This is a genomic window from Chryseobacterium sp. Tr-659, from assembly GCF_011752975.1.
Lineage (GTDB): Bacteria > Bacteroidota > Bacteroidia > Flavobacteriales > Weeksellaceae > Chryseobacterium.
The window spans coordinates 62,202-77,417 of record NZ_VWWP01000013.1; the positions used below are offsets into that span (position 1 = coordinate 62,202).

At 36.2% G+C, this 15,216-nt stretch carries 12 protein-coding genes; 6 read left to right on the forward strand and 6 right to left on the reverse strand.

Features of this window, described 5'->3' with window-relative positions:
* Together yihA and F3J23_RS20565 are read left to right on the forward strand one after the other, a co-directional pair.
* Positions 1–624 (forward strand): ribosome biogenesis GTP-binding protein YihA/YsxC, encoded by a 624-nt coding sequence (yihA, locus tag F3J23_RS20560; protein ID WP_167033267.1) that lies wholly within the window; start codon positions 1–3, stop codon positions 622–624.
* Positions 617–1,066 carry a GNAT family N-acetyltransferase gene (locus F3J23_RS20565; RefSeq protein WP_167033269.1) on the forward strand — a complete coding sequence of 150 codons (450 nt, stop codon included), beginning with the start codon at positions 617–619 and terminating at the stop codon, positions 1,064–1,066. The genes yihA and F3J23_RS20565 overlap by 8 nt, the downstream gene beginning before the upstream one ends.
* A gap of 204 nt (positions 1,067–1,270) precedes the next feature.
* Here the strand turns inward: F3J23_RS20565 and F3J23_RS20570 are convergent, their stop codons facing one another.
* The 3 genes from F3J23_RS20570 to F3J23_RS20580 form a co-directional block, all read right to left on the reverse strand.
* The gene (locus F3J23_RS20570) at positions 1,271–1,936 is read right to left on the reverse strand and encodes a response regulator (RefSeq protein WP_167033271.1); all 666 of its coding nucleotides are present in this window, start codon (positions 1,934–1,936) and stop codon (positions 1,271–1,273) included.
* A 12-nt stretch (positions 1,937–1,948) separates the two neighbouring features.
* Positions 1,949–3,565 (reverse strand): tetratricopeptide repeat protein, encoded by a 1,617-nt coding sequence (locus F3J23_RS20575; protein ID WP_167033273.1) that lies wholly within the window; start codon positions 3,563–3,565, stop codon positions 1,949–1,951.
* Between the two features lie 133 nt (positions 3,566–3,698).
* A complete protein-coding gene (locus F3J23_RS20580) occupies positions 3,699–3,878 on the reverse strand; it encodes a hypothetical protein (protein WP_167033275.1) in 180 nt (59 codons plus the stop codon).
* Between the two features lie 371 nt (positions 3,879–4,249).
* Between F3J23_RS20580 and F3J23_RS20585 the strand changes: the two genes are divergently transcribed.
* Both F3J23_RS20585 and F3J23_RS20590 read left to right on the forward strand, forming a co-directional pair.
* Entirely contained in the window at positions 4,250–5,089 is an 840-nt protein-coding gene (locus F3J23_RS20585; RefSeq protein ID WP_167033277.1) for a hypothetical protein, read from the forward strand.
* A 74-nt stretch (positions 5,090–5,163) separates the two neighbouring features.
* Positions 5,164–6,972 carry a metallophosphoesterase family protein gene (locus F3J23_RS20590; RefSeq protein WP_167033279.1) on the forward strand — a complete coding sequence of 603 codons (1,809 nt, stop codon included), beginning with the start codon at positions 5,164–5,166 and terminating at the stop codon, positions 6,970–6,972.
* A gap of 86 nt (positions 6,973–7,058) precedes the next feature.
* Here the strand turns inward: F3J23_RS20590 and F3J23_RS20595 are convergent, their stop codons facing one another.
* A complete protein-coding gene (locus F3J23_RS20595) occupies positions 7,059–8,135 on the reverse strand; it encodes a phosphatidylinositol-specific phospholipase C1-like protein (protein ID WP_167033281.1) in 1,077 nt (358 codons plus the stop codon).
* Positions 8,136–8,467: 332 nt separating this feature from the next.
* Between F3J23_RS20595 and F3J23_RS20600 the strand changes: the two genes are divergently transcribed.
* On the forward strand, positions 8,468–11,512 hold the full coding sequence (locus F3J23_RS20600) for a SusC/RagA family TonB-linked outer membrane protein (RefSeq protein ID WP_167033283.1): 3,045 nt from the start codon (positions 8,468–8,470) through the stop codon (positions 11,510–11,512).
* Positions 11,513–11,531: 19 nt separating this feature from the next.
* Positions 11,532–13,292, forward strand: a complete 1,761-nt coding sequence (locus F3J23_RS20605; protein ID WP_167033285.1) for a RagB/SusD family nutrient uptake outer membrane protein — start codon at positions 11,532–11,534, stop codon at positions 13,290–13,292.
* Positions 13,293–13,362: 70 nt separating this feature from the next.
* On the opposite strand, the gene msrA is transcribed toward F3J23_RS20605, so the two are convergent.
* Positions 13,363–13,917, reverse strand: a complete 555-nt coding sequence (gene msrA, locus F3J23_RS20610) for a peptide-methionine (S)-S-oxide reductase MsrA (RefSeq protein WP_167033287.1) — start codon at positions 13,915–13,917, stop codon at positions 13,363–13,365.
* A 277-nt stretch (positions 13,918–14,194) separates the two neighbouring features.
* A complete protein-coding gene (locus F3J23_RS20615) occupies positions 14,195–15,163 on the reverse strand; it encodes an ROK family protein (protein ID WP_167033289.1) in 969 nt (322 codons plus the stop codon).
* Positions 15,164–15,216: the final 53 nt, after the last annotated feature.

The window sequence follows — 15,216 nt, forward strand, 5'->3', positions numbered from 1 at the left end:
ATGATTATTAAGACAGCAGAGTTTGTAAAGAGTAGCGGAAAATGGCAGGAATGCCCAGAACCCAATATTCCCGAATATGCTTTTATCGGAAGATCAAACGTAGGAAAGTCATCACTCATCAATGCCATGATGAATCACAAAGATCTGGCTAAAACTTCACAAACACCGGGAAAAACCCAGCTGATCAATCATTTTTTGGTGAATGAAAATTGGTATCTTACCGACTTGCCGGGATATGGTTATGCAAAGGTTTCAAAAGTTCAGCGAAAAGATTTTGAGAAACTAATTACAAACTACATCCTGAACAGAAGAAATCTTGTGAATCTTTTTGTACTGGTAGATGTAAGACACAATCCTCAGAAGATTGATTTGGAATTTATCCAATGGTGCGGAGAAAGCGGAATCCCTTTTTCAATTGTTTTTACAAAATCAGACAAGCTGAAGCCGAATGCCGTTATCAAAAATGTTGAAGATTATAAAGCTGAGCTTCATAAAACATGGGAAGATTTGCCGGAACTGTATGTTACCTCAGCAGAAAAGAAAGAAGGGGGCGATGAAATTCTGAACTTTATTGAAAAGACCAATGATTTTCTAACACTCAATAATATAAGCTTCGATGAGTAATATAGTCTGGAAAATCAAAACTTTTGATGAGTTTACTGTTCCTGAATTATATGCGGTACTGAAAGCTCGCATAGATGTCTTTGTGATCGAGCAGAATTGCCCGTATCCTGACCAGGATAATTATGATCAGAAAGCGGTTCATATCTGGGCCGAAGAAGATGGACAGGTTTTAGCATACTGCCGTGTTTTCGATAAAGGAATAAAGTATGATGAGACTTCTATCGGAAGGGTTCTTACGACAGAGCAGGCAAGAGGCAAGAGCTTAGGAAAACAGTTGATACAATATGCCGTTGAAACTATTGAAAACCGTTTTCATACTGCTGAAATCAGGATTTCAGCCCAAGATTATCTGTTAAGATTTTATAGTGGATTCGGATTTGAGGATACAGGAAAGAAATATCTGGAAGATGATATTCCGCATACGGAAATGATAAGAAAATAAAAGGTATCTCAAACGAGATACCTTTTTTCGAACTGTCGTATAAAATTATATTGGGTGTTATTAGTTTTTCCTCATCATCTCTTACATCAAAATTAATGTTATTGAAAAAAATATCCTTACGGGAAACCGTAAAACGGAAAAAAATAAATTTTGAATGGAATTTTTTCAAAATTATTTTCTTTCAACCAACAAACTTTATGCATATTAAATAATCCCTAAATCTTTGCAAAAGGCTACAAGTTGTTCGTTGCTTGTAATTTGAAGGTCTTCTTTCATGCTGTTAAGCTTTTTTTCTATACTGCTTAAACTGTTGGGTTTGATATCATTGTTTTGAAGATAAACCGGTATGTTTTTCTGTAAAACACCTTGGGATAAAAGAGATACTAAAGTGATGTCATACGTTGAAAATTCATAATTATTAAGCTTCTTTACTTCCTGTTTGAGATCAAGAGAAAGATAATCTTCATTTGCATAGGTAGAAGCAATTGCCCTTTTAAGTTCTTTTGAATCGTTACGAGCCTTACGAACAAAACCATTGATTCCGTATTCATTAAAAAGATTATCTACAATTCCGGATCTGTGCTCTGCAGAAAAAACAATAATTTTTAAAGATGGCTGTAGTTGTTTAATTGTTTTTATGAGTTCTTTGCCGTCTTTAATTTTCTGTATGTGATGGTCTTCTTCAAAAGAGAGATCGGTAATTAACAAATCATAAGGATCATCTTCACGAATGGATTTCTGAATTTTAGCTAAGGCATCATCACAGTAGTAAACATAATCTGCATTGGAAATAGTAAGGTCTTCTAATGTTTTTTGTACAGAAATACTGCTGCTTTCGTGGTCTTCAGCTATTAAAATTTTTTTGAACATTCTTTTTCTTTTTTAAGAAGCAGGAAATGAAATATAAATTTTCAACCCTTTTTCGATTCCGGTGTCAAAAATAATTTCTCCATTGATAGCTTCAATACGGGAATCCGTATTTGTTAAACCATTTTTATAAGTAATTCCTCCCGGAATACCGATTCCATTATCTGTATACTGAATTTGTATAATGTCATTTTTTCTTTCAAATTTAAAAGCGACATGTGTGGAATAGCTATGCTTTTTCATGTTGATAAGAAGCTCCCGCATCACCTGATAAATTTCTTCCCGCTTAAAATCGTTCAGGGTTTTCCATATGTTTTCATCATTCCCGGCCAGATAAGTTTTTACATTTTCATTGTTAAAAGAGGCGGTCAGGATAGATACTCTTTTGCTGAACTCAAGCTTGTTTTCAGAAGATGTCTTTTCATAGGAAATATCTCTGGACTTTTCGTACACAAATTCTAACTCATCAAGAACTTTTTCTTTATCAAAATATTCCTGATTTTCTATTTTAGTCATTACCTGATAAATCCCATTGGCTACCACATCATGCACTTTTTTAGAAAGGTGGAGCTGATTTTCCTTTATTTTTAGTTCATTTTCCTGCTGCAGACCTTTCTTTCTTCTTTTGTACCATATCCAGGCAGCAATCAGGCTTAAAGAAAGTATACCAAGAATAACATTCTGCTTCAGAATTCTGTTTTGTTTCTGAACAGTAATGATTTTTAAGCGTTGGTTTTCTGCATTCTTTTTTTCTACGTCAAATTCTATGAGAGCAAATCTGTTTTTTGCTTTATCTCTCGAAAGGTGTATGCTGTCGTTAAGATGTTGATATTCCAAAAAATACTTCTGTAAATGCGCGCCTGTATCATTTTTTATCAGGAATTCCAATGCTTCTGATGTATCATTAGGGTTTTTAACCACTTTCGCCAACTGATATTTTTCATTGATATGATCCAATGCTTTCTTTTTATCAGAGTATAAGTAGAACTCAGCAAGATGGGAGTGGCTGGATATGAGCCCGGGCTTATCACTTATTTTTTTCCTCAATGCAAGCGCTGTTAATAAACCTTCTTCTGCTTTATAAGAGTTATTTTCAAGCCATTTGATGTAGTTATAATTATCTAAAATTCTGGCATAATCTGCCTGATGCTGAGGCAAGCTTTTGTCCTTAAGCAGAGATTCATATAAACGGATCCCTTGTGAATAACTTTTCAGCTTTCCATAAGTGTTAGCAATATTATTTTTAATAATAATTTTCTGATAATTATCTGAACTTGTTCTTAATGCCTTATGATACCAGCTGAGCGCCTCATCATAATGTTTGAGATTTTTTTCAGAGATGGCCAGGTTATTATAGATGGACGGTAAATACGCAGAATCTTTCGGCAGGGTTAAAAAATTCAGTGCATCTATGGCTCTTTCATTGCTGCTTAGATAATCGCCAATATCATTCAGGATAATAGATTTGGTTATTAAGCACGATGCGATATTAAGTGAATCATTGCTTAATTTGTAGATGCTTTCTGCTTTTGATAAAAGTGTGAATGCCTTTTCATTATCTTTATTGTACTGGGATACAGCATCATTATACATTTTATCCGCTTCTTTTGAAGGGATTTTTACCGTAGGCATAGGGTTCTCGGAAAAATTGCAGCCAATGAATAAAAGAAGGATTCCTAGAAATTTTAAGCCGGCATACATGATAATAATTGATAGCAACTAAAGGTATTAAAAAAAGGACAATTTTCATTGCCCTTTTATTTAATTATTTTTTTGGTGGCAAAATCTGCCCCGTTTCGCCACTTGTATCTTCGAATGCAGCTCCTCCAGTTGGAATAAAAGAGTGCGTTGTTGAAGATTTATAACTGTTGTTATCAGTGGTTGGTGTATTGGCATTGTTATCTGAAAATGCTAAACTCAATAGCATCAATATAAGTTGGATCATTTCCTTTAAAATTTTCGAAGTTGAAACCGTATTTCTTCCTCTCACGAAGTCATTATCGCGAGCTGTACACTATTAAAATTTCGAAGCGCTTCTTAATTTTTCTGGGAAGTGAACCTTTAAAAACGGAGGAGAAACATCTGCTTCCCAATCCGGAGTTTTACCTCTGTTTTCTCTGGCCTTTTGGAAATCAGTTTTTTGAAATATTTTTATTTTTTCCTGATTTCTAGAGCAAATTTGCAATAATAGATGGCTTATGTATTAGACAAAATACAGACACCGATAGACAGAGAATCAGGGTGGAATTATTACGGAAATCCGTAATGTGATATGATTGAAAATTATCTACTTTGTATTGCCCGAAAACACTGTATATGTCTAAGAAAAAACTACTAATTAATGAAGTATTTGAGCAGGCAAGAAAAGAGTCAGAGAAAACCACAAAAAGTGGATTAGCGTCTTATCTGCATCTTTGTTTTATTGATAATCTGAAATGCTATGATATTTCAGAGAAAACATTCATACGATATTATGAAGATTATGTAGAAGGAAATAGCAGCAGGAATATAGAGCCGGAAAGACTAAATAAAATGAGTCAGTATATTGGTTATAAGAATTTCACTGAATTTTCCCGGACTTTCATCAAAAATGATGGAAAAAAAAATCTGACAACAGTAAAGATAAGTGTAGATCAGGATGAAGAGGTTATATCAGAAAGGCTGTCCAAAATAAATATCAATATCATCAATGAACAGCACTTCAAAATGCCGGAATTCGCAAAACAAAACAGCTTTGGTCTTGTTGGAATACTTATTCTGGGAAGTCTTTTAGTTGGAAATTATTACTGCTCATCCGGGAATAATAGAAATATGCCATCCGGCTTTTTCAATGCCGCCGCCACTGAAAAGGAGTGTATGTATTGGGACGGAGATGAATATAAGATAACAACTTGTAATGATGGAAATCCCAAGCATCAATTAATGCCGGTTGATACACTTAAGCTAAAATATTTTAAGAAAATTACCAGACCAGATACTTTGACTATAGAAAATGGCTTAGGTAATTCCTGGTATACAAAATATGATAATGTAGTTGAATTTTTTACAATGGGAGGTACAAGCCCTGACAATGGTAAGATCTTAAAGAATGCAACCAGACACATGATCACGAAATATGCAGGAGAAAATGCAAAGCCTTTACTGATAGAAGAATAATCTTCCTTCACAATTATTTAAAATTCAATTAAAACAATTCCTCATCTATTCCTGTAATTTCGTCTTATTTTAAGATGAATAAAGAAATATTCTCCTTTTTTATTTGTGTATTTTCATTTTTTTCCGCACAAAAACCGGTACAAATTGCGTTTCTTTCCGATGTGCATTTTCAGGATTTGTATGGAAGTTTTTCAGATCATGATTTTAAAGGAATTATGAATCCTAAAACAGGAAAGCCCACGATTCTGAGAACCATGAATTCTCAACTGCATTCCACAAGGATTTTCAATGAGAACTATTTTGCCTTCCTTAAAGCCTTGGATGATATTGCTGCCAAAGGAATTAAAATAATAGCTATGCCCGGAGACTTTTCAGATGATGGACAGGCATATAACCTTCGTGGGCTCCACAGAATTTTAGATGAATATCACCAGAAATATGGAATTAAGTTTTATTTAACAACCGGAAACCACGATCCGGTCGGTCCTTTCCGAAATGATAGTGGAAAAGATGATTTTCTTGGAGAGAAAGGAAGTCCGTTAGGAATTTACAGCAAAGAAAATATTGGGAAATCTACCGATAAAGTAATTACAAAAGATATTGCAGAATCCGGATATCTTGAAATTTTAAATGAATTAAAAGATTTTGGCTTTTATCCTAAAAAAGAAGACTTGTTCTGGAGTACACCTTTTGCAAAAGATCCTTTTAAGAATTACACTTACAAAAAAGCATTACAGTCAGCAGATTATTCCCAAAGGATGTATGAAGTGGCCAAAGGCTTTTATGTTCCGGATTTAAGTTATGTTGTAGAACCGGTGAAAGATATCTGGATGATTGCTATTGATGGAAATACATATATTCCAAAAGATTTGAATGAAAGTTCTGAAAACACATCCAACTATAAAGGAGCAAGCATTGGTTATAATAACGTATTAACCAATAAGAAACATTTGATAGCATGGGTAAGAAAATTAGCTGATGAAGCAAAGAAAAAGAATAAAACTCTGATTGCATTTACCCATTACCCGATGATCGATTTCAATGATGGGGCAACCCATGAAATTAAAAGTCTTCTGGGACAAAAAAAGTGGCAGTCAGAACGTGTTCCTCAGGAAGAAGTAGCAAAAGTATTTGCTGAAGCAGGATTGAAGATTCACTTTGCCGGCCATATGCATATCAATGATACAGGAATCAGAAAAGTAGGTGAGAGCTTTCTGGTGAATGTTCAGGTGCCTTCATTGGCGGCTTATTTACCCGCATATAAGATTCTGACCATACACACTCCGGATAAGATGGAGGTTCAAACTGAAGTTTTGAATGAAATCCCTCATTTTGATGAACTGTTTCCTCTGTATGAAAAAGAATACGAAGCTTTACGGGATGATACAACCAAAATATTCTGGAATAAAGATATTCTAAAAACAAAATCCTATCACGATTTTATGCTTTTTCATCTAAAAGAATTGGTTCGTCTACGAATGATTCCCGACGACTGGCCAAAGGATTTTATCCAAAAAGGAACTAAGCTGAATGGTGAAGATATCCTTTTATTATCTCAAAATTCGGAGAGGGAAGAGGCGATAAAGCTTCTGAAACAAAAAGGAGTTCTGCCTGAATCATTTAGAAAATGGACATTTGATGACCTGTTATTGGATTTGTATAAATTTCAATCAGCGGATGAACTGGCAAAAAAGGATATTCCGGAAGAAAGACTGGAGCAGTATCAGATATTGGAAAAGCTTTATAAGGAGAATAACTCGAAAGATGATCCATTTGTTCAACAGTTCAAATCTCTTTTTAAAATCCTTTCATTGATTTCCCATGGAGACCCGACAGACCATTTTGAGATAGATTTAAAAAGAAAAGAAATAAGAAAGCTGTGAGTTGAAATATTTTGGTGGACCATTTAAAAAGAAAGGCTGTCAGTCTGACAGCCTCCTCAATTATAAATCTAATAGCAAAAACAGGGCTATTTTCCTGTTACAGGATTCTTCCTTTCATAGGTGTTGTTGTCAAAGCTTACCTTATAATTGGATTTGAATAATCTGCTTGGATAATAATAATCTGTTGTAATGATCTGAGCACCGCTTTCTTTTGCTTTTTCGAATCTTGAATAATCTTCACTTCGTGCCTCCATAGTATCTGCATCAGCTCTGGTGCGGATGATGTACCCTTGTTTTACCAGATCTTGGATTATAGCATAGTCTTTTTGAGGTTCATTCATCAATAAAACTGCTGATTCCGGAGTTCCCGGTGTGGAATTTGTAAAAATCATTCTTCCTTTCAAAGAAGGATGATCTTTAGCATATAAATCTCTGTTTTCTCCATGATTATCCAGAACAAAAAGGAACTTACCCTTTACATCTTTCACCTGGGGCCAGTTTTTATTTAAAACAGCTTCATTCAATGTTTTATAAGAACCTTTAATATCATCCGGAGTAATAATCTTATTCTTTCCCAGATGCTTTTTAAGCTCATCATCCAGATCGTTGAACAGTTTTGAAGTATAATGCTCAGGTTCCGTTCCGAATAGATTGGGTTTTCCGTCTTTGGGTTCAAGAGTTATAAAAACAGGATCATGATCAGGGTGCTGGTCAGACCATTTTTTTAAGTCTTTAAGACAATCTTCCAACGTATAATACCAGGTTTGATAATCGATATCCGTAATATGGATCATCTTATAGCCAGGTTTTTTCATTTTAGCTTCCGGATCAAAAGGCTCAGTTGTTTTTACTATGTCCAGAATTTTTGGATGAGCATATTTCCCTCCTTTACTGTCTGCATAAACATCAATTTCCAGGTTTCTAAGCCCAAGATCCAGCTGCCCGGGGATGGGAATATGTTCATATTGAATCCTTGGTAAAGCATTGAGTGTATCTTTCTGAGATAAGTAGCCGTATACTTCAGGAAGAATTGCTTTTTTATAAGAATTGTGTGAACCGATAACCTGAATTTCATTGATTTTTAACTCATTGAGAAGCTGAGATTGTGACCACAACAAATGGAATGAAGATAAACAGAAGCCCAGGAAAACAGCCTTTTTCATTTCGATATATTTTTAAACACGAAATTACTAACTCTTTAGAAGGGATGTTTTATATATTATGTTAAGTGTTTTTTAAAATTCTGTAAATATTATGAAAATTGAGGATTATAAATATTTGATAATTAATGAGTTTTTATTTTCTCAATTTGAGATATTTATATTTTGTTGATTTTAAGATAATATTATGTTAAAATAGATTTGTGGTATATCCTTTTACTTTGTATGCCGAAATAAAAACTAACAATTGCCTGAAAAGAAAACCACCGTTGCGGGAGCAACAGTGGCTTTTGAAATAAGCAATGTAACGTCTTGCAATTACTTTACTTATTGATATGTACCACAAAATTAATTTTTTTAAGTTTAAAAAGCTAATCCCGATTGCATTAATTTTTTTGGTGGCTCACCAAGCTGATGCTAAAGGATTTACTTCAAACTATCCTGTCTTTTCGCAGGTAAATGAAACCATTTCCGGAAATATAACGGATCAGAACGGTTCACCAATAGAAGGCGCAAAAGTCACTGTTGTAGAAACTGGCGATACTGTTTCAACTGATGCTTCGGGAAATTTCTCAATTTCAGCCGGAATAGGGCAGACCTTAACCATTTCCTACGAAGGATATGGAGTACAAACGGTGAAAATCTCCGGGACCTCAGTTTCGGTAAAATTAGAACCTAAGAAAGAATCAACCTCTATTGAAGAAGTAACACTGGTAGGATATGGTTCCCAGAAAAAATCTGATTTAACCGGAGCAGTAAGCCAGCTGAAAGCCGAGAACTTTAAAGAAGGAATGAATATCTCCGTTGATAACCTGATGCAGGGAAAAATCGCGGGTGTTCGTATCGTTCAGTCGAGCGGTGAACCTGGAGCAGGAATAAATGTTTCTATCAGAGGGATCGGTTCTATCCGAAGCGGAAGTACCCCATTATTCGTTGTAGACGGAGTTCCTTTGAGTAACGATGCCGTAAGTGCAACAAGTCCGAATATCGGTCTTGGAAATGCTCAGGCAAAAAACCCGTTAAACTTTTTAAATACCAGCGACATTGAATCCATTACAGTATTGAAGGATGCTTCTGCTGCGGCCATTTACGGAGCAAGAGGATCAAACGGTGTTGTTTTGGTAACAACAAAAAGAGGAAGAAAGGGAGAACCGTTGTTCACATACGATACATATCTCGGATTTTCTTCTGTAATTAAGAAATTAGATCTGTTAACAGCTGATCAGTACAGAGCAGCAGGAGTAGACAAACTATTTGATCACGGAGGGAATACAGACTGGCAGGATGAAATTTACAGAAATGCGGTTTCCTCCAATCACTCGGTTTCGTTTTCAAAATCTACGGAGACTGGAAATTATTTTGCCTCCCTTTCCCATATGGATCAGGATGGTATTGTCCTGAACAGCAGCTTTAAAAGAACAACAGCCCGTTTGAACGCTGAAGAATCTTTCTTTGATAATAAAAGGTTAAAGATTAAACTTAATCTTACAGCAAGTGATATCAGAGAAACGGGAATTCCCAATGGCGCCAATGCAGGTTCTGATGGACAGGTGATTATTCATGCGCTAATGGCTAATCCTACACGTTCAGTATACGATCAGAACGGAAATTTCACCAACTTTAATATGCCTGCTCACTACAACCCTTTATATCTGTTAAGCGTGTATACCGATAAAACCAATACATTCCGGGTGTTGGGGAATACGGAAGCCACACTGAGGATCTTGCCGGGATTAAATTATAAATTCAATTTGGGTATTGATAAAACAATGTCGGAAAGAAATACAACAATGTACCCGAATATTACCGATAGAACTCCGGGAGGATTATATGTTCAGGCCAATCTGGATTCTTATAATGTTTTGCTTGAACACTATTTAACCTACGATTTTAGTTTAAACAGACATAATTTTAGTTTACTTGGAGGATTTTCCTACCAGAAGTTCAAGAACTCCGGGACGTATTTTGGAGTGAAAAACATTGCAAAACAAGGGGTTGGAATTCCTCCGGAAATCAATCCCGGATCTTCAGGGGAAGCCATTGTTCCAGGAGCAGGATTTGCACAGGAAAATGAACTACAATCTTATTTCGGAAGGGTAAACTATAATTTTGATAAAAAATATTTATTAACAGCTTCATTAAGAGCCGATGGTTCTACACGTTTTGGAGACAATAATAAATATGGATATTTCCCTTCTGTAGCGGTAGGATGGACGATTTCAAATGAAAATTTCCTTAAAGATTCTCAACTTATTAACGAATTGAAATTAAGAGGAAGCTGGGGGCAGACCGGAAACCAGGAAGTTCAGAATAAAATTACAAAAGCAAGTTCATCATCATCACCTTCCGCAGGATATTACTTATATGATAATTTAAATCTCATTAACGGAGTTACCATCACCAGAACCGCTAATCCCGATCTAAAATGGGAAGTAGTGGAACAAACCAATATTGGGGCAGATTTCAGCTTGTGGAAAAATAAATTATACGGATCATTGGAATATTATAACAAGGTAACAAAAGATCCGATCTTGTTCATTACGGCTCCTCCATTAAGCCCTACAGAAAAATACTGGGTAAACGCACCCGGAAAAATTGTTAATAAAGGTTTTGAATTCACTTTAGGATCGGAAATTATTAAGAACGAAAATTTTACCTGGAATCTTGATGTGAACGGAGCTACTGTCAATAACGTTGTGAAGGGGCTTCCGGTATCAGAAATTTATTCCGGAGAAGTTTCAGGACCAGGTTTTTCCGGAGTTACGGCTAATATTTATAAAAACGGCTATGAAGCAGGATCTTTTTATATGTACAATTACTTAGGAATTGATGCCAACGGAAAATATATTTATGAAGATCGGAACGGAGATGGAAAGATAGATCAAAATGACAAAAAGATTTTTGAAGGAGCTATTCCCAACTTTACATTCGGAATCAATTCTTATATGAAGTACAAGAAGTTTGATTTTGCATTTTCACTCATCGGGCAAACCGGAGGTTATTTGCTGAACAATACGGCATTGGATTTAAATATCAACAGTTTAGCTTCTGATAGAAACGTTTTGAAAACTTATTATGATTCCGGAGCAAGCTTTACCAATCAGCCGCAGTTGTCTTCTCTATATCTTGAAAAATCGGATTTTATCCGTTTGAACAACGTAAGATTAGGATACACTTTCGATATGAACCAATTGAAATTCCTGAAAAGTATCAATCTTTATGTAAGTGCACAAAACTTACTCACAATAACCAATTATTCAGGTTATGACCCACTTGTTGATACTAATAAACAGGTAGGAGGAAACCAGTCTCTGGGAGTTGACTACACGACGTATCCGTCTGCAAAAACTTTCATTTTGGGAGCTACTGTTAAGTTTTAATTTAAAGTCAAAAGAAATCATGAAATCTAAATTTTTAAATATTAATACAATTGTTTTGTCTATCGCTGCATTATCTTTAGTGGGATGTACCAATCTGGACGAGAAAGTAATTGATGAGGTATTGGGCTCTGAAAGTACAGATGCAGAAGGTGTTTTGGCAGCAGCATACGGACAGCTTGGTGACGGAACGTTTGTAGACCACGGAAGTGTATTTGCATTACAGGAATATTCTACCGATGAAGCGATTTTACCTACAAGGGGAAGTGACTGGGGAGATGGTGGAAAATGGAGAGCCATGCACGAATTTACCTGGGATTCGAACAATGACGTAGTAAAAACAACCTGGAATCAGCTGAATTCCGGGATCACAAAATCTTTATCAGCAATAGCTACTATCAGCAAAAGTGGTATTGCTAACAAAGCCTTATTCCTGGCAGAAGCAAAAGGACTGCTGGCATTTTATACGTATACAACAATCGACTTATATGGACAGGCTCCTTACAGAGATCCCAATAATTTGAATGCTCCAATTGAGATCAGAAAGGCGGATGCCACAATTGACGGACTCATCACTGAAGTGGAAGGCCTTATTCCGAACTTAGCTGATATCAAGACTCAGAATACGCATGCAGGAAGGTTTACAAAACAGGCTGCTTATGCATTATTGGCAGATATGTATCTTAACAGAGCTGTTTTAAAGAACAAGACAGCAGGAACTTTCAACTTTACAGAACAAGCTGTAAGCGGAGGAGGAAATGATATGGATAAAGTAATCAAGTACTCCGATATGTTGATCAATGCAGGTCTGTTTAGTTTAGAGTCAAATTATTTCCACAACTTCGATATCAATAATGATACAAGTAAGGAAATGATCTTTACGATTGTTCAGAAGAAAAACTCACTTAGAAATGCGGATAATGACCTGGCGTATATGTCTATGGAAAGGATCCAGAAGCCATCGCCGGATAACAGAGGAACTAATGCATCTTGTATCACTCCGGAATTTTATTATTCTTGGAACGGAAATCATGACGATCCGCGTTTCCAGAGAACTTATCAATATGAAGACGGAACATGGTTCAAAAATGATGGAACGGATGTAAGTGTACCCTCAACAAGTAAAGTGGAAGGTACTGGAAAGCCATGGTTTCACTTCAACAGAGGATTACAGGTGGGGCAGCAGTATGGGCCTAAAATTCTTGCAAACGGTAACTTCGATATGACCTCCGACGGAAGGATTAAAGTATATAAATTATTCACCGAAAAAAATACAACTCTCGCAGCCGATTTTACTCCGGAATTAAATTTTGATAATCCTTCGGAAGCTGTATTTACACAAGCTCAGATCAACAGAGGAGTTAGAAACTTCAAGTTTGAATTCGATCCGGGCTATGGAAACAACGGAACAAGTGGAATGGACGTGCCATTATACAGATTGGGTACGATTTATATGATGAGAGCAGAAGCTTTTTTCAGAAACGGTAATGTTTCAGCGGCATTGGCAGATGTTAATAAGCTAAGAACGAGCAGATCTCGTGAGGCTCTTTACAATAATGCTCCCGGAGTTGCAATTGCTTCTTTGGATGCAAATACTTTGTTTAAAGAATCAGGGTATGAACTCTATTGGGAAATGTACAGAAGAAAAGCAATGATCAGATTCGGAAAGTTTGATTTGCCGGGAACTGCTAAAGCTGCATCTCAGCCTTTCAGAAGAATTTTTCCGATTCCTCAGTCAGCCATTGACGCATCAAAAGATTTCACACAAAATCCAGGGTACTAGTTACTTCATATAAAACAATTTTTGCGTAAACAAGTAGCGAAGAGGTATTCCTCTTCGCTTTTTTATGGTATTATTCCGCGTTCAGCATTCCCAGTTCTCCGAAATGTTTTTTGAATTTCTGAATTTTGGGACCTACTACAGCACTGCAGTAAGGTTGTGTAGGGTTCTCATTATAATAGCCCTGATGATATTGCTCTGCAGGCCAGAATCTATCGAATTGAGTTAATTCCGTAACATATGTGCCGGCCCATCTTCCGGATTCCTGAGACACTTTAACAGCTTCCTCAGCTTTACTCTTCTCAGCAGCATCTTTATAATAAATAACGGAACGGTATTGAGTTCCGATATCATTGCCCTGTCTGTTCAGCTGGGTTGGATCGTGAAGGAAGAAAAACACATCCATCAATTGTTCATAAGAAATAATGGCCGGATCATAAGTGATTTGTACCACTTCTGCATGTCCGGTCTCGCCGGTGCATACCTCCTGATAAGTAGGATTATCTTTATGTCCGCCGGAATATCCTGAAATGGCCGATTTAACCCCTTTCAGCAAATTGAAACAGCTTTCCACACACCAGAAACATCCGCCACCGAAAGTAATCTGTTCTAAATTATTGTTGTCCATTTTTGGTAATTATATTGTTTTATTTCCCTTTTTCTGTCCAGAAAAAACTTATCAAAAGTAGGAAAAAGTTTTTCATTTAAACATCATTTTACGTTTTAAACTCGAATTACAATTATAGATGTGACAAATGCCTTTTAAAAGAGAATAACACAAATGTTTTCACAAATCAGCACAAGAGAATACAACTAATGATCTGTAAAAACCTATGCAATCTGTGGTAAAAAAGAAAAAGCACCCTGAAATAAGGATGCTTTATATTATTTACAATAGCTTTCAATTATTTTTCCCAAACCAAAGCACTTGCACCCAGGATGGCGGCATCTGCCTCGTCCAGTTCACTGAATACGAGTTTTACTTTATTTCTGAAGATAGGAAGAAGGTTTCTTTCCATGTGAAGTTTAGCCGGTTTTAAGATGAAGTCTCCTGCTTTGATTACTCCTCCGAATAGAAGAATAGCTTCCGGTGAAGAGAACATTACAAAATTAGCTAATGCTTCACCCAGTTTTTGTCCCGTATATCTGAAAACCTCAATAGCAATCGGGTCTCCTTTTATAGCACATTCATGCACTGTTTTAGAATTGACCTCATCTTCCGGATACTGGTTCAGCATAGATTCAGGAAATTCGGCTCTCATTTTCTTTGCAGTAATCGTAATTCCGGTTGCAGAGGCGTAAGCTTCAAGACTTCCTTCAGATCCTGTGCTCCAGTGTTTTCTTCCGCCTGGTTTTACAATGGTGTGTCCCAGTTCTCCTGCAAAGCCGTCATGTCCGTAGATTAAGTTTCCGTTAGCGATAATTCCACTGCCTACCCCTGTTCCTAAAGTGATCATGATGAAATCTTTCATTCCTCTCGCTGCTCCGAAGAGCATTTCTCCCAAAGCTGCCGCATTTGCATCATTGGTTACAGTACAAGGAAGGCCGAATTTTGCTGTCATCAGCTCTGCAAAAGGGATTACTCCTTTCCAAGGAAGGTTAGGAGCCAGCTCTATAGTTCCTTTATAATAGTTTGCGTTGGGTGCCCCTACACCAATTCCATCAAAATGCTTTTCAGCACCATGTTTTTCCATTAACGGATAAACACTTTCATATAAAGCATCTATAAAATCCTCAACTTTATCATAAGCATCGGTTTTAAGGTTTCCTTTATCCAGAACCTCTCCACGGTGGTTTACAATTCCGAACTTCGTATTGGTTCCGCCGATGTCAACTCCAAGGGCAACTTGTTTTGATAAATCTATTAATGACATTTCTATTATTAAATTCTAAGGGCTAAAATTATAAAAAAGATTGTATTAATAGA

What these genes read in the sequence shown, in the direction of transcription:
- yihA (WP_167033267.1), top strand. Translation starts at nt 1, where the DNA reads ATGATTATTAAGACAGCAGAGTTTGTAAAGAGTAGCGGAAAATGGCAG.
- F3J23_RS20565 (WP_167033269.1), top strand. Translation starts at nt 617, where the DNA reads ATGAGTAATATAGTCTGGAAAATCAAAACTTTTGATGAGTTTACTGTT.
- F3J23_RS20570 (WP_167033271.1), bottom strand. Translation starts at nt 1,936, where the DNA reads ATGTTCAAAAAAATTTTAATAGCTGAAGACCACGAAAGCAGCAGTATT.
- F3J23_RS20575 (WP_167033273.1), bottom strand. Translation starts at nt 3,565, where the DNA reads ATGCCTACGGTAAAAATCCCTTCAAAAGAAGCGGATAAAATGTATAAT.
- F3J23_RS20580 (WP_167033275.1), bottom strand. Translation starts at nt 3,878, where the DNA reads ATGATCCAACTTATATTGATGCTATTGAGTTTAGCATTTTCAGATAAC.
- F3J23_RS20585 (WP_167033277.1), top strand. Translation starts at nt 4,250, where the DNA reads ATGTCTAAGAAAAAACTACTAATTAATGAAGTATTTGAGCAGGCAAGA.
- F3J23_RS20590 (WP_167033279.1), top strand. Translation starts at nt 5,164, where the DNA reads ATGAATAAAGAAATATTCTCCTTTTTTATTTGTGTATTTTCATTTTTT.
- F3J23_RS20595 (WP_167033281.1), bottom strand. Translation starts at nt 8,135, where the DNA reads ATGAAAAAGGCTGTTTTCCTGGGCTTCTGTTTATCTTCATTCCATTTG.
- F3J23_RS20600 (WP_167033283.1), top strand. Translation starts at nt 8,468, where the DNA reads ATGTACCACAAAATTAATTTTTTTAAGTTTAAAAAGCTAATCCCGATT.
- F3J23_RS20605 (WP_167033285.1), top strand. Translation starts at nt 11,532, where the DNA reads ATGAAATCTAAATTTTTAAATATTAATACAATTGTTTTGTCTATCGCT.
- msrA (WP_167033287.1), bottom strand. Translation starts at nt 13,917, where the DNA reads ATGGACAACAATAATTTAGAACAGATTACTTTCGGTGGCGGATGTTTC.
- F3J23_RS20615 (WP_167033289.1), bottom strand. Translation starts at nt 15,163, where the DNA reads ATGTCATTAATAGATTTATCAAAACAAGTTGCCCTTGGAGTTGACATC.